Source organism: Nocardiopsis eucommiae (assembly GCF_965344335.1).
Lineage (GTDB): Bacteria > Actinomycetota > Actinomycetes > Streptosporangiales > Streptosporangiaceae > Nocardiopsis > Nocardiopsis eucommiae.
Genome location: NZ_CBDRIY010000015.1, coordinates 19205 through 38708, shown reverse-complemented (window position 1 = coordinate 38708; position 19504 = coordinate 19205). Strand labels below are relative to the sequence as shown.

19 protein-coding genes are annotated in these 19504 nt (G+C 71.4%); 11 read left to right on the top strand and 8 right to left on the bottom strand.

Annotated features, from left to right (window positions below; translation table 11 throughout):
- The 7 genes from ACRWK8_RS11815 (at position 1) to ACRWK8_RS11785 (ending at position 5189) form a co-directional block, all read left to right on the top strand.
- Positions 1-1212 (top strand): hypothetical protein, encoded by a 1212-nt coding sequence (locus tag ACRWK8_RS11815; protein WP_431870236.1) that lies wholly within the window; start codon positions 1-3, stop codon positions 1210-1212.
- Positions 1212-2747: a right-handed parallel beta-helix repeat-containing protein gene (locus ACRWK8_RS11810; RefSeq protein WP_431870234.1), complete on the top strand. Its 1536-nt coding sequence runs from the start codon at positions 1212-1214 to the stop codon at positions 2745-2747. The genes ACRWK8_RS11815 and ACRWK8_RS11810 overlap by 1 nt, the downstream gene beginning before the upstream one ends.
- Positions 2748-2785: 38 nt before the next feature.
- Entirely contained in the window at positions 2786-3196 is a 411-nt protein-coding gene (locus ACRWK8_RS11805; protein WP_431870232.1) for a hypothetical protein, read from the top strand.
- A 57-nt stretch (positions 3197-3253) separates the two neighbouring features.
- Complete coding sequence (locus tag ACRWK8_RS11800) at positions 3254-3886, top strand: hypothetical protein (RefSeq protein WP_431870230.1); 633 nt, start codon at positions 3254-3256, stop codon at positions 3884-3886.
- 100 nt (positions 3887-3986) lie between these two features.
- Positions 3987-4340: a hypothetical protein gene (locus ACRWK8_RS11795; RefSeq protein WP_431870228.1), complete on the top strand. Its 354-nt coding sequence runs from the start codon at positions 3987-3989 to the stop codon at positions 4338-4340.
- Positions 4341-4378: 38 nt separating this feature from the next.
- Positions 4379-4693, top strand: coding sequence for a hypothetical protein (locus ACRWK8_RS11790; RefSeq protein WP_431870226.1), 315 nt, complete (start codon positions 4379-4381; stop codon positions 4691-4693).
- A 283-nt stretch (positions 4694-4976) separates the two neighbouring features.
- Positions 4977-5189: a hypothetical protein gene (locus tag ACRWK8_RS11785; RefSeq protein ID WP_431870224.1), complete on the top strand. Its 213-nt coding sequence runs from the start codon at positions 4977-4979 to the stop codon at positions 5187-5189.
- On the opposite strand, the gene ACRWK8_RS11780 is transcribed toward ACRWK8_RS11785, so the two are convergent.
- Positions 5173-5967 (bottom strand): hypothetical protein, encoded by a 795-nt coding sequence (locus ACRWK8_RS11780; RefSeq protein WP_431870222.1) that lies wholly within the window; start codon positions 5965-5967, stop codon positions 5173-5175. The genes ACRWK8_RS11785 and ACRWK8_RS11780 overlap by 17 nt on opposite strands.
- A gap of 183 nt (positions 5968-6150) precedes the next feature.
- On the opposite strand from ACRWK8_RS11780, the gene ACRWK8_RS11775 reads away from it, so the two are divergent.
- Positions 6151-6618, top strand: a complete 468-nt coding sequence (locus tag ACRWK8_RS11775) for a helix-turn-helix domain-containing protein (protein WP_431870220.1) — start codon at positions 6151-6153, stop codon at positions 6616-6618.
- Between the two features lie 112 nt (positions 6619-6730).
- Here ACRWK8_RS11775 and ACRWK8_RS11770 read toward each other — a convergent pair whose 3' ends face one another.
- From ACRWK8_RS11770 to ACRWK8_RS11740, 7 genes are all read right to left on the bottom strand, one after another.
- The gene (locus ACRWK8_RS11770) at positions 6731-8746 is read right to left on the bottom strand and encodes a glycerophosphotransferase (protein WP_378738491.1); all 2016 of its coding nucleotides are present in this window, start codon (positions 8744-8746) and stop codon (positions 6731-6733) included.
- Entirely contained in the window at positions 8743-10212 is a 1470-nt protein-coding gene (locus ACRWK8_RS11765; RefSeq protein WP_431870217.1) for an SDR family NAD(P)-dependent oxidoreductase, read from the bottom strand. The genes ACRWK8_RS11770 and ACRWK8_RS11765 overlap by 4 nt, the downstream gene beginning before the upstream one ends.
- 571 nt (positions 10213-10783) lie before the next feature.
- Entirely contained in the window at positions 10784-12340 is a 1557-nt protein-coding gene (locus tag ACRWK8_RS11760) for an NCS1 family nucleobase:cation symporter-1 (RefSeq protein ID WP_431870215.1), read from the bottom strand.
- A gap of 209 nt (positions 12341-12549) precedes the next feature.
- Positions 12550-13575 (bottom strand): TIGR03842 family LLM class F420-dependent oxidoreductase, encoded by a 1026-nt coding sequence (locus ACRWK8_RS11755; protein ID WP_378738485.1) that lies wholly within the window; start codon positions 13573-13575, stop codon positions 12550-12552.
- A gap of 10 nt (positions 13576-13585) precedes the next feature.
- Positions 13586-14992: a dihydropyrimidinase gene (hydA, locus tag ACRWK8_RS11750; RefSeq protein WP_431870213.1), complete on the bottom strand. Its 1407-nt coding sequence runs from the start codon at positions 14990-14992 to the stop codon at positions 13586-13588.
- 4 nt (positions 14993-14996) lie between these two features.
- Positions 14997-15839: a nitrilase-related carbon-nitrogen hydrolase gene (locus tag ACRWK8_RS11745; protein WP_378738481.1), complete on the bottom strand. Its 843-nt coding sequence runs from the start codon at positions 15837-15839 to the stop codon at positions 14997-14999.
- Between the two features lie 372 nt (positions 15840-16211).
- Entirely contained in the window at positions 16212-17192 is a 981-nt protein-coding gene (locus ACRWK8_RS11740) for a DUF4352 domain-containing protein (RefSeq protein WP_431870210.1), read from the bottom strand.
- An 88-nt stretch (positions 17193-17280) separates the two neighbouring features.
- Here ACRWK8_RS11740 and ACRWK8_RS11735 point away from each other — a divergent pair, with 88 nt between their 5' ends.
- From ACRWK8_RS11735 to ACRWK8_RS11725, 3 genes are all read left to right on the top strand, one after another.
- On the top strand, positions 17281-17760 hold the full coding sequence (locus tag ACRWK8_RS11735) for a flavodoxin family protein (RefSeq protein WP_431870209.1): 480 nt from the start codon (positions 17281-17283) through the stop codon (positions 17758-17760).
- Between the two features lie 229 nt (positions 17761-17989).
- The gene (locus ACRWK8_RS11730) at positions 17990-18712 is read left to right on the top strand and encodes a response regulator (RefSeq protein WP_378738474.1); all 723 of its coding nucleotides are present in this window, start codon (positions 17990-17992) and stop codon (positions 18710-18712) included.
- Between the two features lie 167 nt (positions 18713-18879).
- Positions 18880-19440 carry a TetR/AcrR family transcriptional regulator gene (locus ACRWK8_RS11725; RefSeq protein WP_378738471.1) on the top strand — a complete coding sequence of 187 codons (561 nt, stop codon included), beginning with the start codon at positions 18880-18882 and terminating at the stop codon, positions 19438-19440.
- Positions 19441-19504 lie beyond the last annotated feature (64 nt).

The following is a 19504-nucleotide window of genomic DNA, read 5'->3' as shown; positions in this document are numbered from 1 at the left end:
ATGGCCTTCTACCGCTACCAGTTCTGCGACCTCGTGACCGACCGGCCCATCGCGGACCTCGACCTGACCGGCGTGAGCTTCGACCGGCGGATCTGCCAGCCGGGGACGTTCAGCGGCTCGGTCGCGGTCACCGGCCCCGAGACGGCCGAAAGGGTCGCCCGGGTGGTGGGCCGCAGCGACGGCGACCTCGGGCGGGGCCCCGGCCGCACCGTCGTCCACGTCTGGCGCGGCGACCGGATCTGGGGCACCTACCTGCTCTGGTCGGCCGAGCCGAAGAGCGACAATCGGGGCCGCGTCTCCGTCGACCTCTCCGGCGCCTCCCTGGAGAGCTACCTGTACCACCGCCAGATCCGCGCCGACCTCACCCTGGAGGGCACCGACCAGCGGTGGCTGGCCCGTGAGCTCGTCCGGCGGATGGAGGAACCCCGGCCGATCGGACTCGTGCCGGTCACTCCCGGGGAACCTCCGGACCCGGAGGACCCGGAGGAGACCGGTGGCGGGGACGGGTCCGCCGCCGAACCCCGGACGATCTCCCACCGTGCCTCGGACGCGGTGTCCTTCGGGGAGGCGCTGGAGGACCTGTCGGCACGCGTCGACGGCCCCGAGTGGATGGTGCGCACCGTCGTGCGCGGTGGAGGGCGGGTCCGAGAGTTCGTGGTCATGGACCGGATGGGCCAGGACCGGACCGAGCACGTTTTCACCCAGCCGGGCAACGTCGTGGCGTGGAGCTACCCGGCGGACGCCTCGGGGGCCGCCACCTCGTGGCGGGCCCGGGGCGACGCACCGAACGCCGCCCCTGGGGAGGAGGCCGAGCCCGTCCTTTCCCGGACCTGGTCCGACCCGCGCTTCGCGGACGCCGGGTGGCCCCTGATGGACCGCACCGTGGACGTTCCTGGCGTCACCAGTCCGGCGGCCCTGGACGACCACGCCCGTTGGTGGGCTGCCCGCTCCTCGGGATCGGTGCGGTTCCCGCAGGTCACCGTCCGTCTGGCCGAACGCACCACCCTCACCCCGGACCGGCTGGGCGACCGGGCCCGCCTGACCCTGGTCAACGACTGGTTCCCCCTCGTCAGGGGGAGCCCCTCCTTCTCCCGGTCCTGGCGGGTGATCGGGATGGAGGTCACCCCGGCCACCCGGGGCCAGGGCGAGGACACCGCCACGCTCATCTTCGAGGAAGAGCCCACCACCGAACCCGGAGCGGAGGAGCCCTGATGCCACTGCCCAGCTACCCGCCCGACCTCTCCGGGGAATGGGCCCACCTGCACCGCAGGGTCCGTTCCACCTTCACCTCCTCCCAGCGCCGGGGCCCGGTCCCGGGAGCGGAACCCGGCGCCTCCGCCACCGACGACGGGGGAGCGCGCCGATCCGCCTCGCCGGCACCGGAACCCACCCTTACTGGGGTGCGGGACGTGCGTGCCCTCGGCGCGATCGGTGACGGCGGGACCGATGACACCGGGCCGCTCCAGGCGGCCCTCGACGGTGCCCGGGAGGACGGTGGCGGGGTCGTGTGGATCCCCGGCGGCACCTACTCCGTCCAGGCGCCTCCGCTGCGCGTCCACGCCAACACGCGGATCGTCCTGGCCCCGGACGCCGTGGTGCGCCGGGACGGGGAGGGGACCCTCCTCACCAACGGCGACCCCGGCCAGGACCCGCCCGCCCGCACGGGCCACGGACGGATCCTCCTGGAGGGCGGTGTCTGGGACGGCAACGGGCGCCGGGTCCCCGCCCCCGCCAGCGTCCTGTCGTTCGCTCATTCGCTCGGGATCACCGTGCGGGAGACCGTGATCCGCGACGTTCCCGGGCGCCACGCGGTGGAGCTCGTCGCGGTGCGGTGCGTTCGGATCACAGACGTCCGCTGCGAGGGGTTCACCCGGGCCAGGGAGGGCCCGTCCCTCTCGGCGGCGGTCCGGCTGGCTCCGGCCCGGGCGGGTTCCGGGTCCGGGGAGTCCGGCTCCGGCGACGACACCCCCTGCTCCGACGTGACGGTGGCGGGGTGTTCCTTCGGGCCCGCGCGGACGCCGGGCGACGGGCCCTGGCCCCGGGGGATCAGCGCACACGGCGCCGCCCCGGGCCGCGCGGACGGCGACGTCCGGATCCTGGGCTGCCACTTCGAGTCCTGCTCCGCCGAGGCCGTGCACGCCTTCGAGGGAGGCCGGATCACGGTGCAGGGGAACACCTTCCTCGACTGCGCGGGCGGGGTGAGCGTGGTCTCGGCGGCCGACGCCGAGGGGCCCGACGCCCGGCCCCCGGGCCGGGGCGATTCCACCGGCCCTCCCTCGTCGCTCTCGGACGTGGTCGTCAGCGGCAACGTCCTCACCGGGACCGGAGGGCTCCCGGCGATCCGCTGCACTGGGAGCCCCGGAGCCCCGGTCCGCCGGGTGACCATCACCGCCAACACCGTGAGCGGAACCCGGGGCTCCGGGATCCTTCTGGAGTCCACCGAGGACGCCGTGGTGGACGCCAACGTCCTGAGCCGGGTCGGTGGCGACGGCGTGCACGTCCGGGGCGGCGGGGGACTCAGGGTCTCCGCCAACCGGATCTCCGGGGGCGCCGCGTACGGCATCCGGGTCGTCGCCCGCACCCGCGGCCTCGCGGTCACCGGGAACGGGGTGGACAGCCTCGACGCGGGGCTGTCCGTCACCGGTTCGTGCCAGGACCTGGTCCGATACGGCAACGACCTGAGGGGGTCGGGCGGTCTCGACGACGCCTCACCCGACCCGGTCACCGACCCGGGCGACCTCGTCTGACCACCCGCCGCAACACCACTCGACTGGAGGCGCCCGACATGATCGTCCCGCTCTTCGCGGACGCTGAGGACCTGGTCGTGGACCATCTGCGCGGACGGCTGACCGACTTCCCGGACCGGTGGTCGGGGACGCCCGTCACGGCGGTCTCCTCACCGGTCCGGGAACCCGGGGCGGACCCCGCTCTGACGGTGCACTGCGAGTCGGCGGAGTCCGAACCGCCGCTCACCCAGCGGGCGACCGTCCGGGTGACCTCCTGGGCCGACGCCCGCGACGAGCTCAAGGAACTGGCCCGCCTGGCCCACGCGGCCCTGTTGGAACACCCCGGAGACACACAGGTGGTCTCCGTCCGCCCGGTTGACGGCGTCGTCGTGGACGACGAGGGCGACCTGGCCGACCGCCGGGCCTCCTTCACGGTGCTGGTCACCCAGCGCCGGGCCGCGCGGCCCTGACGACCCGCCCCGGCGGGACCCGACACACACGATCACCGGAGAAGGGAGCCATCCCCGATGGCAAGTACCGACAACGCCAGCGTCTGGGCGTACGCGGACGTCTACATCGCCCCCCTGGGCAGCGAGATCCCACGTGAGGGCCGCCCGTTCGACGCCTCCTGGGAGCAGGTGGGCCTGCTGGACGGGGAGGAGGGCTTCACCGAGACGTTCGAGGTCGAGAGCGAGGACCTCTACGCCTGGGGCGGGATCCTGGTCGCCTCCACGCACAACAACTTCAAGGTGACCCGCAAGTTCCTGCCCTTCGAGGACAACAAGGCCGTCTACGACGTGATGTTCCCCGGCCACGACGTGGAGTTCGGTGAGCGCGGGGCCTTCGAGGGCGACATCAACGTCCCCGACCTCCAGGCGAAGTTCATGATCGCCTTCGAGACCCGTACCGGAGACGTCGTCAAGCGCACCGTGTCGGCCAACTACGCGCAGGTGGCCGAGCGTGGGGAGTCCACCGAGAACGCGACCGAGATCGCCAAGCGCGAGATCACCGTGGCGATCTATCCCACCGACCCGGTGAACGACAAGGCCACGCTCTTCTACACCTACAAGGGCCCGGCCCGCCCCGAGGACGACAACGGTGGCGGAGGCGACGACGGAGGCGACGACGGGGGCGGCGGGGAGGGGCTGAGCACCCTCTGACACCGGCCGGCCGGGTCGGGGTTCGCGCGGTTCACCGGCCCGGCCCCACTGACAACCGCGCGCGCAGTCCGAACACCATCTCTCGAGAGGGAACCGCGCCATGACCGAGAACACCGTCGTACGGGCTCCGGCAGCACCGACGACCCCGGGCCAGCCACAGGCACCGGCCTCCTCCCCGGAGGCCAGGGCCGTGAGGGCCGAGGCCGAGGCCGCGCCCGAGCCCAAGCGGCTCACGCTGGGCGGGGTCGAGTACCTGTTGCCCGCCACCTCCGACCAGTGGCCCCTCGCGGCCCTGGAGGGGTTCGAGGAGGGGAAGATCGTGGCCGCCGTCCGCAGCCTTCTGGGGGCCGAACAGTGGCAGCGGCTCAAGGACACGGGGGCGACCCTGGCCGATCTCAACGTGCTGGCGGAGCAGATCGCCGCCGCGTACGGGTTCCAGAGCCCGGGGGAATAGCCCGCCTCCTCCGCCTGCTCAGGGAGTTCCCTGACGCGGTGGAGGCGGATCTGGCCCGGTACTACGGGATCGACCTGGGCGACCTCTGGCGCGGTGGACTCACCCCGCGCCGACTGGCCGTCCTGGTGCGCCACCTGCCCGCGGACTCGGCCACGGTGATCGCTGCGGGCGGAGAGGGGTGGACGCTGTCCCATTACCTCCAGGCGGACCTGGTGCACGCCACCACCGGCCAACCGCACCCGGCCGACCCCCGTGTGCGCAGGGCACAGGAGGAGAAGCTCGCTCGGTTGGCCGAGGCGCAGCGGCGGGCCGAGAAGCGGAGGGCGGAGTTGGAGAGCCGGCGCCACCGGTGACACGGACGCCGCGCTCGACTCCTCGGGAAAGCGGTTCGGGGCGGGGCGTCAGCGGGCACCCCGCCCCGCCGTCCTGTTCCGGGACCGTGGCGGGGGTGCGCCGGTAGAGGTTCCCACGACCGGAACCGGCCACCCGTGTACGGGAGGGAAATGACCAGGCCGTCGGCCTGCCCACGGCCCCGTGGCGTGGGCGATGGGGAGGAACCGGGGTATGTCCCTTGTGCTTTCCGATACGGGGTGTTCGGCTGAGGTGCACGGTCTTCGTGGAGGCAGGGGACGTCTGATGGCGGGAGCGGAAATCGGTGCTTCGGCGGGCCTGCGCGCCTGCTACGCGCACATGTCGGCCAGCCCGATCGCGGTCGTGCGCTCGGGTGCGCACAGTGTGGCCCTGGTCCGGGCTGACCTGCCGGTGAGGGAGGTGCTTCGGGATGCCGCCCTCCTGCTGGACCCCGGCGAACTGCGCCTCCTGGAGTCCTGGCTCAGGGACGGCGGCTGACGGTCCGGTCGCCGGTGCACGGCCTCGTCAGGTAGACGTCCACGACGTCGCCCAGACAGTAGAGGGGGCGCCCGGCGCTGCCGGTGCCCCGGGGCCGCAGTCGACCGCGCCTTGCGTGGCCACGCACGGAGGCAGGGGTGACCCGGTGTCCCAGGACCTGGAGGGCCCGTGCGGCGTCGGCCGCCGTCACCAGGTGTTCCCCGGCGGCCAGGAGCATGCGCCGCCGCCCCTCTCCGACCGACACCGTGGCCTCGCAGTCGGGGCACCGGGTGCTCGCCGCCCCCGCCCGGGCGTAGCAGGGGGTCGCGCACTGGGGGCAGGGGCCGGCGATGACCCTGTCGGAGGGGAGATCGACCGCGCGCTCGGCCTGGTCCACCGCCGCGCAGACCTCGTCCACGCACTCCGGGCCCAGCGCGTGGCGCCGCAGCACACCGGTGCGCCGGGAGAGCCAGGAGGCCAGCGTGGACGGTTCGTTCCCCGCGGGGTCGGGCGTCCCGGGCTCCCTGAGGGTCCGGCACCAGGCGGACAGGGTGTCGTGCAGGACGGCGGCGGCCTCGGTGATCGAGGGGTCGAAGGCCAACGGGATCCCGGTGCTCCGGCGGCCGAGGTTTCCCGGCCCGGTGCGCCGTTGTCGGGCGAGGGCGAGGTCCAGGTCACGGGGCAGTCCCCCTACCACCCTGGCCAGGGCCCGGTCCAGTCGTCGCAGGCAGGGGGCACAGACGGACGCGTCGCCGTCGAGGGGGAGAGCACAGGTGACGGTGGTGCAGGAGCGGTGCATGGGGGCCTCCGTCGTGGGGGAAAGTAACCCCAATTTATGCAAAGTAACGCCAAGTTACAAGCACGGCGACCCCAGGGAAGGCGTGCCTCCAGGGCTGATCGCACTGGGGTCCGTCCGGTGCCGCCCCCGGGAGGCGGCACCGGGCCTCCCGGACCGCTACGACGCTGACCTAAGGTTGGGGCCATGCCCAAGGACAGATCTCCCGGTGGTTCACACGACGCCCTCGACCGGGCCATGTCCGAACGCCGCCTCGCGCTGGGGCTGGGTTGGGGTGAGTTGGCCGCCCGCGCCGACCTGTCCGAGCAGGCGCTGCGCGACATCCGGAGCGGCCGGAGCGTCCCACGCGAGCTCACCGCCCACCGGCTGGAGGCCGCGCTGGGCTGGACGCACGGTTCGGTCCGCGCCCTGCTCTCCGGAGGCGGACCCCGCTCCGAGGACATCGTGGGCGCTGACTCCGTGGAGGCGGACACCGACCGGGACGGGCTCGCGTGGAGCGTCGAGGGCGACGCCGTGTGCTACGAACTCACCCGCATGATCGACGGCAACCCCTTCACCGCCCGACTGGTCGTGCGGGACGGGCGCCCCCGAGAGCAGGTCGAGCGCGAGCTGGGCAAGATCATGCGGATGGCGCGCATCCAGTTGGGCGGTTGACCCGGGCGCACGCACCGGGCCGCGGACGCGGGGGTTCGACCGGTTCCCACCGGGAACTACGGAAGGGCCCGCGCGACGCTCGCGCGGGCCCTTCCGTGGTGTTCGGGGACGGTCAGTCGCCCACGGGCACCGGGGTGCCGGCGGGGCCCCGGAACGGGTCGGCCGGGATCGGCTCGGCGGTCGCGCCGACCGGGAAGTCCAGCAGCGCCCGCTCGTAGAGGTCGTTCACGGCCGTGTTGAACCGGGTCAGCGAGTCCGGCTCGTCCGGGCCCAGCAAATACCGCTTGAGCACCGCGCGGCGACCGGCCAGCTCGTCGCCCCCCGGCTCGCGGGCGGCGGCCAGGACGGTCTCCAGCCCCGCCAGACCCGGGCGCAGCACGTAGCCCGCGCCCGCCGACGGGAACTGCCGACGGAACTCGTCGTCGTCGCTTCCCTGCATGTCCACGATCGCGTACGGCTTCCCGCTGGCGACGAAGTCCGCGACCACGCTGGAGATGTCACTGACCATCACGTCGGACTCGTTGAAGCACGAGAACAGCGACGGCAGGGTGTCGGTGACCACGTGGTGGCGCAGCGGGCCGGACGAGGTCCAGTACAGGGTGTGCCAGCGCTCCAGCAGCTCCCGGTAGCCGACCAGGTCCTCGGCGGTCACCCGCTGCTCCGAGGCGCCCTCCCGGAAGGCGTCGATCCGTTCCCGCAGTTCGGTGAGCTCGCGGACGGCCTCCGGAGTCACCGGCTCCAGGCGACCGTTGGCCTCCTCGATCAGCTCGATGATCCGCCGGTGCGCCGCTCCGGCGGCGGGGGCGCGCCGCCCCAGCAGCGGGTGCGGCTTGTAGATCACCCGGACCGGTTCGGATCCCCCGACCAGGCGCTCCACCAGCTCCAGCCCGGCGGTGTCCGCCGAGGTGAGGTAGTTGTTGTCGTCCACGCCCTCCCAGGTGGGCGCGTAGATGACGGTCGGTACCGCGCGCTGTTCGGGCGGCCGGTGCCCCCGTACCTCGACCAGCTGCGGACGGCCCACCTCGACCACGTCACGGTCGTCGATGGCGTGCCGGACCCGCTCGTAGCGGTCCCGGCCTCCGCGCCCCGCCACCCAGATCTCGTCGAAGATCCGGCTGACGCGGTTGCTGCTGGGCAGCTTGTCGCTGTCGCCGTGGCCGACGAACACGTGCTTGATCTCGGCGCGCTGGATCAGGTGGATGTTCTTGCCGGTGTTGCCCGGGTACAGGGCCACCCGCACCGCGGAGAGGTCCAGGGCGGCCAGGTCGTCGGCGCGCGGCACACACACCACCGGCAGCGAGGTGGGCTCCAGGTGGGGCAGGTTCCCGCGTTCGCGGAAGATCACCAGGGCGCGCCGGTCGGCCTTCTCCAGGGCGTCCAGCCACATGTTCGCCTGATAGACGGCGTTCTGCTGGCCCACGCCGAAGGTGAAGTACAGGACCACCTCGGGCTCGATCTCACGCAGCGCGCGGTTGACCCCCTCGATGACCTCCTCGTCGGACGGCGCCCGCAGGTGGGCCAGGAAGACCGGGACCGCGAGCAGGACCGCGCTCAGCGCCAGGAGCACCGTGAGAGCCGCGCCGAGCTCGGCCAGGACGCCCGGGCCGCCCGCGAGGAAGCCGACGGCGCCGAGGACCAGCGGGAGGTCGGCCAGCAGGAGACGGCTCATGGACAGCCAGCGCAGCGGCTCGGGAACCTCGGGGGTCCGGAGCCCGGGCAGGTCCAGGTTGCGGGTCTTCACCGGCAGCTTGGCCCGGCGGAACACCTGGTGGCGGAGCAGGTCGTAGGCGAGGGTCAGCACGAAGAACGCGGCCACGCTGCCAGCGGTCCACCAGTAGGCGGGGGTGCCGACCGCGTCCACGGAGACGTAGAGCGCCAGCACCAGGGCCTGCCGGGCCAGTGTGCGGACGGTCAGGCCGACCCGGATGCGGCTCAGGACCTTGCTGAGCACGGTGACGCGCTGGGAGACCAGCCACTCGGTGGCGTAGAGGACCAGCGCCAGGACGCCGAAGATCCAGACCTGCGCCATGGCGACCTCGATCGCCTGGAGGAGGAAGGTCAGGCCCATGATCCCGAGGACGGCCAGGGCGGTGCTGTCCAGCCCGATCCGCGCGAGGTAGTTCTTCACTTCGCCGCTTCCCGTTCCTTCTCGTGCGTGCGGGCTCCGGACAGGGCGAGGCTCTCCCTGCGCACGTCGACGACGTGGCCGGTCAGGTCGGAGAGGAGGACGTCGACGGAGGTGCGGGCGACCTGGTCGGAGCTGAGCAGGCTGCCCGCGGGCTCGTCCCCGAAAGCCCTGGTGCGCATGGGTGTCTGGGTGCGTTCGGGGTTGATGCAGTTGATCCGCACCCCGTCGGCCGACCACTCGTCGGCCAGCGCCTGGGTGAGGTTGACCGTGGCGGCCTTGGTGGAGGAGTAGAGGCTGTACTCGGCGCGGCCCCGGGTGTAGGAGCTGGACGTGTACAGCAGCAGCTGCCCGCCGGTCTGCTTCAGATAGGGGAAGGAGGCGCGGGCGATGTTCACCGGTGCCAGGTAGTTGACCCGGAGGGTGTCCTCGATCTCGGCGGGGTCAGTCTGGTCCAGGCGGCCGATGCGCAGCACCCCGGCGGTGTTGACCACGAAGTCCACGCGCCCGGTGGCGGTGTAGGCCTGCTCCAGGGCACCGGCGACGTCGTCCGGGTTGGCGACGTTGGTGCGGGTGGCGCTGCGGGAGTAGCGGAAGACGCGGGCGCCGTGCTTCTCGGCCAGGTCGGCGACTCCGGCGCCGATGCCGTAGCTGCCGCCGAAGACCACGACGGTCCTGCCGGAGAGCTGGCGCTCGTAGTCGTCCTCGGAGAGCTCCGGCGTGGCGGAGGTGGCGAGTTGGAAGAGCTTGTCCGCGATGAAGATGTCGACCGGCTGGGTGACCTTCATGTTCTGCTCCTCACCGGCGACCACGTGGATGGGCACGTCGGGGGAGTAGCGCAGGACGACGGAGCAGTCGTCAGTGGCCTCGAAGCCGGGGTCCTCCCACGCGTGCGCGTACGCGTCGCGGATGGTGGAGAGCCGGAAGGCCTGCGGGGTCTGCCCGCGGCGCAGCCGCGACCGCTGGGGGACGTCGGTGATGAGCTCGTCGTCGACCTCGATGATGGTGTCCGACGACGGGATGGCCACGTCCACGGCCTCGTGGGTCTCCAGCGCGGTGACGCAGTCCTCGATGATCCGCTGGGAGAGCATCGGTCGCACGGCGTCGTGGAAGAGGACGTTGGTGGTGGCCGCGGGGAGGTGGGCCAGCGCGTCCAGGGCCAGCTGCGTCGTGGCGTTGCGCGAGGTGCCGCCCGGGATCACCTGGGTGACCTTGGACAGTCCGGCGCGGTCGACGATGCTCTGGGCGTCGGTGACGAAGCCCGGGTTCATCATCACGATGACCTCGTCCACTCGCTCGGCGCGCTCGAAGATGGTGAGCGTGTGCTCCAGGATCGTCTTCCCGGCGATCTTGAGCAGCTGCTTCGGTGTCGCGAGGCCGATGCGTTGACCGCTGCCGCCCGCCAGCACGACCGCCACGGTGCGGGTGGCGGGGGCGGGGATGGGACGCGGGGTGGTGATATCAGGCAAGTTCGTCTCCCGTGGAACTCGTGGAAACTCTGTGCCCGACCTTGGGGGAACAACGTGCTCGGTGGTGGCACGTCAGGCCGAGTCGCGGATGACCGTGACGCCCCGTGGGGTGAAGGGTTTCTCGGATGGTGTACTGACGTTCTTCTGGTGTTCACGCACGATTCGCGCGGGAACTCCACATTGATGACGGCATGGGGCACGATCCGGTTCACACGACGGTGTGACGTGTTGCCCGCGAGGTCGCGGTGGCGTGAGGTGCCTGAGAGGTCCGCTGGCCGTCGTCCCCACGGGAAGGATGCCCGGGGGATGTACGCAGATTTCGACGTTACCCCCCTCTGACCACGGAAAACAACGAAACATGCCGTGCTGTTCGGCACGCTGTGTCCGGTTGGTCTGCCCGGGAAGCGGGGCCGCGCCCGGCGTGTCGTGACATACCGGACCCGGACCCCGCGCGTTCGTGAACCCGGTCAGTCGGACACGGGGGCGGAAAAGGGTCGACCCCGGTTCCCGGATCGTGAGTGATCACTTCGGGAAACCGGGGTCGGGGACCGCGGGGCTGGCGCCCCGGGGCTCAGGCGGCGGGCTCGGTGGGCCTTCCCGCGGCGGTGAGGTCGGCCTCGTGCTGGCGGCGGTCCGGAACGAACCGGCCCAGCCCCCAGTGCAGCAGCAGCGCGGTGAGCAGGGCCACCACCCAGCCGTAGTCGGCCAGCGGGGCCAGGAACCCGATGAGCGGACCCGAGCCCAGGTCGGCGCCGCCCACGGCCAGCAGCGCGCCCACGCCGAAGGCCACCAGCGCGCGCCAGTTCCAGCCGCGCGAGTACCAGTACTCGGAGTCACGCGTGTAGAGCGCGGGCAGGTTCACCCGGGTGCGGCGCAGCAGCCAGTAGTCGGCCAGCAGGATGCCCGCCACCGCGCCGAGCAGGCTGCCGACCGTGCCCAGCCACGAGAAGATGTAGACGTTCTCGTCCTCCATGAGCTTCCAGGGGAAGATCATGACCCCCAGGAACGACGTGGTGATCGCGCCCACCCGGAAGCTGAACCAGTTCGGCTTCAGGTTGGCCAGGTCGTAGGCGGGGCCCACCAGGTTCGCGGCGATGTTGGTGGACACGGTCGCCAGCAGCACCACGAAGATCGCGAAGAGCAGGCCGATCCCGCTGCCCATCTGGTTCACGACGTCGATCGGGTTCCACAGTGCCTCGCCGTAGACGACCGAGGTCCCGGCCGTCACCATGACCGCGATCAGCGAGAAGAGCGTCATCGTGGTGGGCAGGCCCAGCGACTGGCCGAGGACCTGGGAGCGCTGCGAGGAGGCGAACCGGGTGAAGTCGCTGATGTTCAGGGTCAGGGTCGCCCAGTAGCCGATCACGCCCATGAGCGAGGGGAAGAACAGCACCCAGAACGACGGACCCCAGCCGAGGCCGTCCTCCGTGCTGAGCATCGGCCCGAAGCCGCCCGCCTCGTAGGCCATCCACACCAGCAGCGCCACACCGCCGACGGCCATCAGCGGCGCCGCCCAGACCTGGAGCCTGCGCACGCCCTCCATGCCCCACAGGATGATCGCGACCTGCACCAGCCAGAACAGGCCGAACGACAGCCACAGCGTCCACGCGTACCCGCCGATCGCGGCGGCGCCGGTCCAGGAGTCACCGAACAGGCGACCGGCCAGGACGTACACGCCCTGACCGCCGACCCACGTCTGGATGCCGAACCACCCGCAGGCGACGGCGCCGCGCAGCAGGGCGGGCAGGTTGGCGCCGCGCAGGCCGAAGGAGGACCGGGCGAACACCGGGAACGGGATGCCGTACTTGGCGCCCGCGTGCCCGGTGAGCACCATCGGCAGCAGCACGATCAGGTTGCCCAGCACGATGGTGACCATCGCCTGCCGCCAGTCCATCCCGGCGGCGATCAGCCCGCTGGCCAGCGTCCACGCGGGGATGCTCACCGACATGCTCACCCACAGCGCGGTGAAGCTCCCGGTGCCCCAGGTCCGCTTGGACATGGGGACGGGCTGGAGGTCGTCGTTGACGAACGGGCCGTCGGGGAGCGTGGTGCCCTCGGGCATCGACACCCGACCGTCGGGGTGGACGACCTGGGACGTTGACTCTGGCGCGGGTGGTGAGTGGGACACGGGTCACCTGTGTTTCGGTGGTGCTGACGGGGAGCGAGTGCGTGGGCGCGACGCAGGTCCCACGCGCGTGCGGCCTGTGCGGGAACCCGGTCATACCCGAAATATCCTGATCTGCTTCAGGCCATCGAATATCTTCGCACGTCATCCGTGTCGTACTGACGCCTCGTGGGCGGTCCCGGCCGGGACCGCCCACGAGGGCGGAGGGGCGGTCAGGCCACGGGTTCCCCGGACAGCGCCGGGACGACCTCCCTGCCGTAGGTGTCGATCACCCCGTCGACGTCGTCGTGCATGGCGTAGACCGCGAACTGGTCCACCCCCAGGGCACGGAGCCGCTCCAGCTTCTCCACGTGGTCGGAGACCGACCCGAGGAGGCAGAACCGGTCCACGATGGCGTCGGGCACGAAGTCGGTGTCGGGGTTGTCCACCCGACCGTGGTGGCTGTAGTCGTAGCCCTCGCGGGCCCTCACGTAGTCGGTGAGCTCCTGGGGCACCACGTCGGACTGGTCGCCGTACCGGGCCACGAGGTCCGCGACGTGGTTGCCGACCATCCCCCCGAACCAGCGGCACTGCTTCCTGGCGTGCGCCAGTCCCTCGGCCGACCCGTCGGTCACGTAGGCGGGCGCGGCCACGCAGATCCGCACCGCGTCGGGCCCACGCCCGGCGGCCTCGGCGGCCGTCCGCACGGCCCGCACCATCCACTCGGTCAGGTAGGGGTCCGCGAGCTGGAGGATGAAGCCGTCCGCCTCACGCCCCACCATGTCGAGGGCCTTGGGACCGTACGCGCCCATCCACATGGGCAGGGAACCCCCACGCACCCAGGGGATGCGCATCCCGGTCTCGCCCATCCGGGCCTCGCGGCCCTCGGCGAGGTCCCGGATCACCGTCATCGCCTCGGAGAGCTGGGCCAGCGTGGCGGGTTTGCGTCCGGCCACGCGCAGGGCGGAGTCGCCCCGGCCGATCCCGCAGACGGTCCGGTTGCCGTGCATGTCGTTGAGGGTGGCGAACGTCGACGCCGTCACCTCCCACGAGCGGGTGCTCGGGTTGGTGACCATCGGGCCGACCACCATCCGTTCGGTCCGGTCCAGCACCCGGCTGTGGATGACGAAGGGTTCCTGCCAGAGCACCGCGGAGTCGAACGTCCACCCGTGGGTGAAGCCGTGCCCCTCGGCGCGGACCATCCGTTCGATCAGCAGGTCGGCGGGCGGATCCGTCTGGAGGACGAGTCCGAAGTCCATGTGAGCCTCCTCAGACCAGGTACTGGCAGGTGGACCGGGGCACGTAGGAGCCGTCACCGGCCGAGCCCAGGTAGGAACCGTCGTCCACGATCACGCGACCGCGTGAGAGCACGGTGCGGGCGCGGCCCGTCACCCGCTTCCCCTCGTAGGCGGAGTAGTCCACGTTCATGTGGTGGGTGGCGGCCGAGAGGGTCTGCTCGGCGCCGGGGTCGTAGACCACCAGGTCGGCGTCGGCTCCCGGGGCCACGGTGCCCTTCTTCGGGTACATCCCGAACATGCGCGCCGGGGTGGCGCAGGCCAGCTCGATCCACCGGCGGCGGCTGATGTGCCCCTCCACCACGGCCTGGTGCAGCAGGTCCATGCGGTGCTCCACTCCCGGCATGCCGTTGGGGATCCGGGAGAAGTCGCCCACACCCAGGTCCTTCTGCCCGACGAAGCAGAACGGGCAGTGGTCGGTGGAGACCACGGACAGGTCGTTGGTGCGCAGCGCCCGCCACAGGTGCTCCTGGTGGTCCCGGGGGCGCAGCGGTGTGGAGCACACGTACTTGGCGCCCTCGAACCCCGGCTCGGCCAGGTTGTCCGTGGACAGGAACAGGTACTGCGGGCAGGTCTCCCCGAACACGTTCAGGCCCAGGTCCCGTGCGCGCGCCAGCTCGGCCACGGCCTCGGTCGCGGACACGTGCACGACGTACAGGGGCGCACCCGCCACCCGGGCCAGCTGGATGGCGCGGTGGGTGGCCTCGGACTCCAGCAGGGCCTTCCGGACCTCCCCGTGGTACCGGGGGTCGGTCCGGCCCTCGGCCAGCGCCTGCTCCACCAGGACGTCGATGGCGATGCCGTTCTCCGCGTGCATCATGGTGAGCGCGCCGTTGGCGGCGCCGCGCTGCATGGCCCGCAGGATCTGCCCGTCGTCGCTGTAGAACACGCCCGGATAGGCCATGAACAGCTTGAACGAGGTGATGCCCTCGTCCACGAGAACGTCCATCTCCTTGAGGGAGGAGTCGTTGACGTCGGACAGGATCGCGTGGAAGGCGTAGTCGACGGCACAGGCACCGTCCGCCTTGGCCATCCACGCGTCCACCCCGGCGCGCACGGACTCGCCCGGCCGCTGGATCGCGAAGTCGACGATGGTGGTGGTGCCGCCCCACGCGGCGGCGCGGGTGCCGGTCTCGAAGGTGTCGGCGGAGCGGGTGCCGCCGAAGGGCATCTCCATGTGGGTGTGACCGTCCACGCCGCCCGGGACGACGTAGTGGCCGGTGGCGTCGATGGTCCGGGCGCCGCTGGCGGCCCAGGAGCGGGCCGGGTCGCTGCCGCGCAGGGCGAGCGCGGCCACCTTGCCGCCCTCGACGAGGACGTCCGCCTCCAGTTCCTCGGAGGCGGTGACGACGAGGCCGCCGCTGATGAGGGTTCGGGTCATGGGCCTACCCCTCCACCAGCGGTCCGTACGCGTCCGGTCTGCGGTCCCGGTAGAACGCCCACTGCTGGCGGACCTCGTCGACCAGGTCGAGGTCGAGGTCGCGCACGACCAGCTCCGCGTCGGTGTCGGAGGCCACGTCCCCGACGAACCGGCCGCGCGGGTCCACGAAGTAGCTGCTCCCGTAGAAGTCGTTGTCGCCGTACTCCTCGACCCCGACCCGGTTGATCGCCGCCACGAAGTACGCGTTGGCCACGGCCGCCGCGGGCTGCTCCAGCTTCCACAGGTAGGCGGACAGGCCCCGGCTGGTGGCGGAGGGGTTGTAGACGAGCTGGGCCCCGGCCAGGCCGAGTGCACGCCACCCCTCGGGGAAGTGGCGGTCGTAGCAAATGTAGACGCCGATCCGCCCGACCGCCGTGTCGAAGACCGGCCAGCCCAGGTTGCCGGGACGGAAGTAGTACTTCTCCCAGAAGCCCTTCACCTGCGGGATGTGGTGCTTGCGGTACTTGCCGAGGTACGTGCCGTCCGCGTCGATGACGGCTGCGGTGTTGTAGTAGAAGCCGGGCTTCTCCACCTCGAAGACCGGCAGCACCATGACCATGTTCAGTTCCCTGGCCAGGGCGCCGAACCGGGTGACGGTGGGGCCGTCGGGGACGGGCTCGGCCCAGCGGTGGTGTTCGGGCTCCTGCACCTGGCAGAAGTAGGGGGCGTTGAAGACCTCCTGGAAGCCGATGACCCGCGCTCCCTGGGCGGCGGCGTCACGTGCGTACTTCTCGTGGGCGGCCATCATGGATTCGGCGTCACCGGTCCACTCGGTCTGTACGAGTGCGGCCCGGACGGTGTGCGGCATGGTTCCCTCGCTCCTCTTCGAGCGCCGCCCCGACTGCGGGCGGCGAAGGACGCGGCCGGCGCGTTGTAGAGGTCGCACCTTAGGTAAGAGGGGAATGGCCGGTCAACGTCCGACATCCGGGCGACGGAAAAGAAACGGGTGAAGTGTGCGCACTCCCGTGGCCACGGTTACCAATGTCCTTTGTGCGGCGAAATCAATTCGGAGGAAGCGACAGGTTTCGCCGTGCTCGGGGCGTGGATTTTCATGCCTTCGCACACGCGCCCGAGGGCGGCCGGGCGGGTGTGCCCGGCCGCCCTCGGGCGGTACCGCCCGGACCGTGGTCGCGGTCCGGGGTCAGGGGGTGCGGCCGGTGTACGCCCGGCCCGGAACGGGTCAGCCGGTGACGTCGACCTCGATCTCGTCGCCGCCCAGGAACTCGGCGCTCAGGCCCATGTGGGAGATGTCGGCGGGGTTGTCGACGTCGAAGACGATCGGCACGACCTCGGAGTCACCCGGGGCAATGTCGACGTCCATCGTGAAGTTCGAGTCGAAGCCCTCCGTCGCGACGTAGTCCTCCTGGATGGCCTCGCCGGAGTAGGTGTAGAGGTGCTGCTCGTCGCGCCAGAACTCGATGTCCTCGTTGCCGTCGGGAGTGACGTTCACGTACACCACGACGTACTCGCCGTAGGGAGTGTGCCCCGGGACGTCGGCGCCGACCTCGATCTCCGTGATCGTGAAGACCATGCCGTTGTGGCTGACCTCCTCGCCGATCCCCGGCATGTCCGGGTTCGAGCGCTCCTCGTTCCCGAGGCCGGCGCTGGTGTCGCCGGAGGTCCCGCCGGTGCCCTCGGACTCCTCGGACTCCGAGGTGCCGCCGGAGGACCCGCCGCCGTAGCCGTCGTCACCGCCGTCGTCGGCGAGGAAGAAGACGAGGAGGACGACCAGGGCCACACCGATGACGAAGAGACCGCCGCAGCCCAGGCTGATCCACAGCCAGGGGCCGCCGCCCTTGGACGGAGGAGGGGTGGGCGGGCCGTACTGGCCGCCCGCGTACTGGCCGCCGTAGGGGTCGCCGCCGTAGCCGGGGCCGCCCGGGGCACCGTAGGGGTCACCGCCGTAGGGGCCGCCGGGGCCGCCCGGGCCGCCCGGGCCGCCGGGGGGCATCCCGCCGGGCGGGGGCGGGCCCATGGGCGGCGGTCCGCCGGGAGGCATCCCGCCGGGGGGCATCCCTCCGGGGGGCATGCCGCCGGGCGGCGGGCCCATCGCGGGCTGGCCCCCGGAGGGCGGGCCCATGGCGGGCTGACCGCCGGAGGGCGATCCGTAGGGAGGACCACCCTGATAGGGGTCCTGTCCGTGGGGAGGAGGCTGATTCATGGGGTCCTTGGCTTTCTTCCGCGGTGCTCACGGTGAGCGGGAGCGTGTGACCGGGCCACGCCAGGGGGATCTGCCTAATGTGGGGGGCATGGCACGACTGCTCATCGTTCACCACACGGTCTCACCCGCCACCAGGGAACTGCTGGACGCGGTGCTCGACGGCGCCCGTACAGACGATATCGAAGGCGTACGAGTGCAGGTCAAGGCAGCACTCTCCGCGAACGCCGCGGACCTGCTCGAAGCCGACGCGGTGGTACTCGGTACCCCCGCCAACATCGGTTACATGTCCGGCGCCCTCAAGCACTTCTTCGACACCGTGTACTACCCGGTGCAGGTCGACACGCAGGGGCTTCCGTACGCACTGTACGTCCACGGTGACAACGACACCTCCGGGGCGGTCCGCGCGGTGGAGTCGATCGCCAAGGGCATGGGGTGGCACCGGCACCGGCCGCCGGTCGCCGTCACGGGCCGTCCGGACGCGGACGTCCGGGAGGCCTGCTGGGAGCTGGGGGCGGTGACGGCGCTGGCCGCCCTGGAGCACGCCGGAGAGGGCGGGGGAGGAGAGTAGGCGCACGTCGCCCTCGTTCTCCGCCGATCGCGGGGGATCGCCGTCCGTGCCCGGAGACGACCGAGAATTCCAAGCACATACCGTTCTCTGATCACTTATGGGACAGTGTAGAGAGCCTCGCTGAGGGAGGATTCGCTGGTGAACTCCCCCATTGTCCGGATTCTCGGAACCGCCGTCAGCGAGCCGATCCGGAAACCCGGTATTTCGGTTATGCGCAATAGGAGTTCTGGTGAGTCCCCACCCCCTGTCACCCGCTCGGCTGAACTACGCCTCGGAGGAGGTGGTGGCACCGGCGGCCCCGATCAGGGTCCTCGTGGTGGACGACCACGCGCTCTTCCGCAGGGGGCTGGTTTCGGTCCTCAACGACGAGGCCGACATCGACGTGGTCAGTGAGGCGGCCGACGGCGACGAGGCGGTGGTGCTCGCCACCGAACTACGGCCCGACGTGGTGCTGATGGACGTCATGATGCCCAACTCCACGGGGATCGAGGCCTGCCCGAGGATTCGCGCGGCCGTGCCCGAGGTCAAGTTCGTCATGCTCACCATGAGCGAGGACGAGGCGGACCTCTTCGAGGCGCTCAAGGCGGGGGCCACGGGCTACCTGCTCAAGGAGATCGCCGTCACCGACATCGCGCGCGCCGTTCGGGCGATCGCCGAGGGGCGGTCGTTCATCAACCCCTCCATGGCGATCAAGCTGATCAGCGAGTTCGCCGGACTGGCCAAGCAGGAACGCACGCCCAAGGCCGCCCCCGCCATTCCGGAGCTCACCCCGCGTGAGACCGAGGTGCTCAAACTGCTGGCCCGTTCGTTGAACAACAGGGAGATCGGTGAGCGCCTCTTCATCACGGAGAACACCGTGAAGAACCACGTCCGGAACATCCTGGAGAAACTCCAGGTCCATTCCCGGACGGAGGCCGCCATCTACGCCGTGCGCGCCGAGTACCTGGGTTAGCGCGCCTTCCCGGGCGACGCGCGCGCCCGGTTCCCCCGGACGAGATCCACCCCCTCTCCACGTGTGAGGGGGGTTACGACTCGTCGGCCCCGTTCTCTACCTACCGGTAGGTAGAGTGGTCGTGTGGCAACCGCGACGCACCCGAACGGCACCCCAGGGGGAGCACGATGAGCACCGACACCAGAGAACGCGCCATGAGCGTCTACGCCGCCCACTTCGCCGCCCACGGCTACCGGGGGACCTCCCTGGAGGCCGTCGCCCGTGAGGTGGGAGTCCGAAAACCCACGCTCTACCACCACTTCCCCGGCGGCAAGGAGACCCTCCACCAGCAGGTGGCGCTGGCCTTCATCGAACGCCGAGGCAGGGCCCTGGCCCGGGCCCTGGCCACCGAGGGCGAGCTGGCCGCCGTGCTGGAGGCCGTCATCACCGAGGCGGTGGCCGACCCCACCGGGGCCGACACCTCCTTCGACCAGTACCTGTTCGACTCCCTGGACCAGTTGGAGGCGGACGTGCGCACCACGCTGCGCACCGCCTACGTCTCCGCGCTCCTGGACCCGCTCACCGAGTACCTGCGCGGCGCGGTGGCCGCCGGCGCACTGGCCGACCGGGACCCGGCCCTGCTGTGCAACGCCTTCCTGCACCTGGCCCGGGCGGTGGACCTGAGCGGCACCGAACCGGGCGCGCGCGTGCTGGTCGAGCTCTTCCTCGACGGCGCCGGGCCCGCCTGACCCCGGCGCGTACCGCGCGCCCGCCCCCGCCCCACCACCGGCACACTCCACCACCACACCAGCG

Bases quoted from the DNA above. Each gene is read 5' to 3' on its own strand.
- ACRWK8_RS11815 (WP_431870236.1), top strand. From the start codon at position 1: ATGGCCTTCTACCGCTACCAGTTCTGCGACCTCGTGACCGACCGGCCC.
- ACRWK8_RS11810 (WP_431870234.1), top strand. From the start codon at position 1,212: ATGCCACTGCCCAGCTACCCGCCCGACCTCTCCGGGGAATGGGCCCAC.
- ACRWK8_RS11805 (WP_431870232.1), top strand. From the start codon at position 2,786: ATGATCGTCCCGCTCTTCGCGGACGCTGAGGACCTGGTCGTGGACCAT.
- ACRWK8_RS11800 (WP_431870230.1), top strand. From the start codon at position 3,254: ATGGCAAGTACCGACAACGCCAGCGTCTGGGCGTACGCGGACGTCTAC.
- ACRWK8_RS11795 (WP_431870228.1), top strand. From the start codon at position 3,987: ATGACCGAGAACACCGTCGTACGGGCTCCGGCAGCACCGACGACCCCG.
- ACRWK8_RS11785 (WP_431870224.1), top strand. From the start codon at position 4,977: ATGGCGGGAGCGGAAATCGGTGCTTCGGCGGGCCTGCGCGCCTGCTAC.
- ACRWK8_RS11780 (WP_431870222.1), bottom strand. From the start codon at position 5,967: ATGCACCGCTCCTGCACCACCGTCACCTGTGCTCTCCCCCTCGACGGC.
- ACRWK8_RS11775 (WP_431870220.1), top strand. From the start codon at position 6,151: ATGCCCAAGGACAGATCTCCCGGTGGTTCACACGACGCCCTCGACCGG.
- ACRWK8_RS11755 (WP_378738485.1), bottom strand. From the start codon at position 13,575: ATGGACTTCGGACTCGTCCTCCAGACGGATCCGCCCGCCGACCTGCTG.
- hydA (WP_431870213.1), bottom strand. From the start codon at position 14,992: ATGACCCGAACCCTCATCAGCGGCGGCCTCGTCGTCACCGCCTCCGAG.
- ACRWK8_RS11745 (WP_378738481.1), bottom strand. From the start codon at position 15,839: ATGCCGCACACCGTCCGGGCCGCACTCGTACAGACCGAGTGGACCGGT.
- ACRWK8_RS11740 (WP_431870210.1), bottom strand. From the start codon at position 17,192: ATGAATCAGCCTCCTCCCCACGGACAGGACCCCTATCAGGGTGGTCCT.
- ACRWK8_RS11735 (WP_431870209.1), top strand. From the start codon at position 17,281: ATGGCACGACTGCTCATCGTTCACCACACGGTCTCACCCGCCACCAGG.
- ACRWK8_RS11725 (WP_378738471.1), top strand. From the start codon at position 18,880: ATGAGCACCGACACCAGAGAACGCGCCATGAGCGTCTACGCCGCCCAC.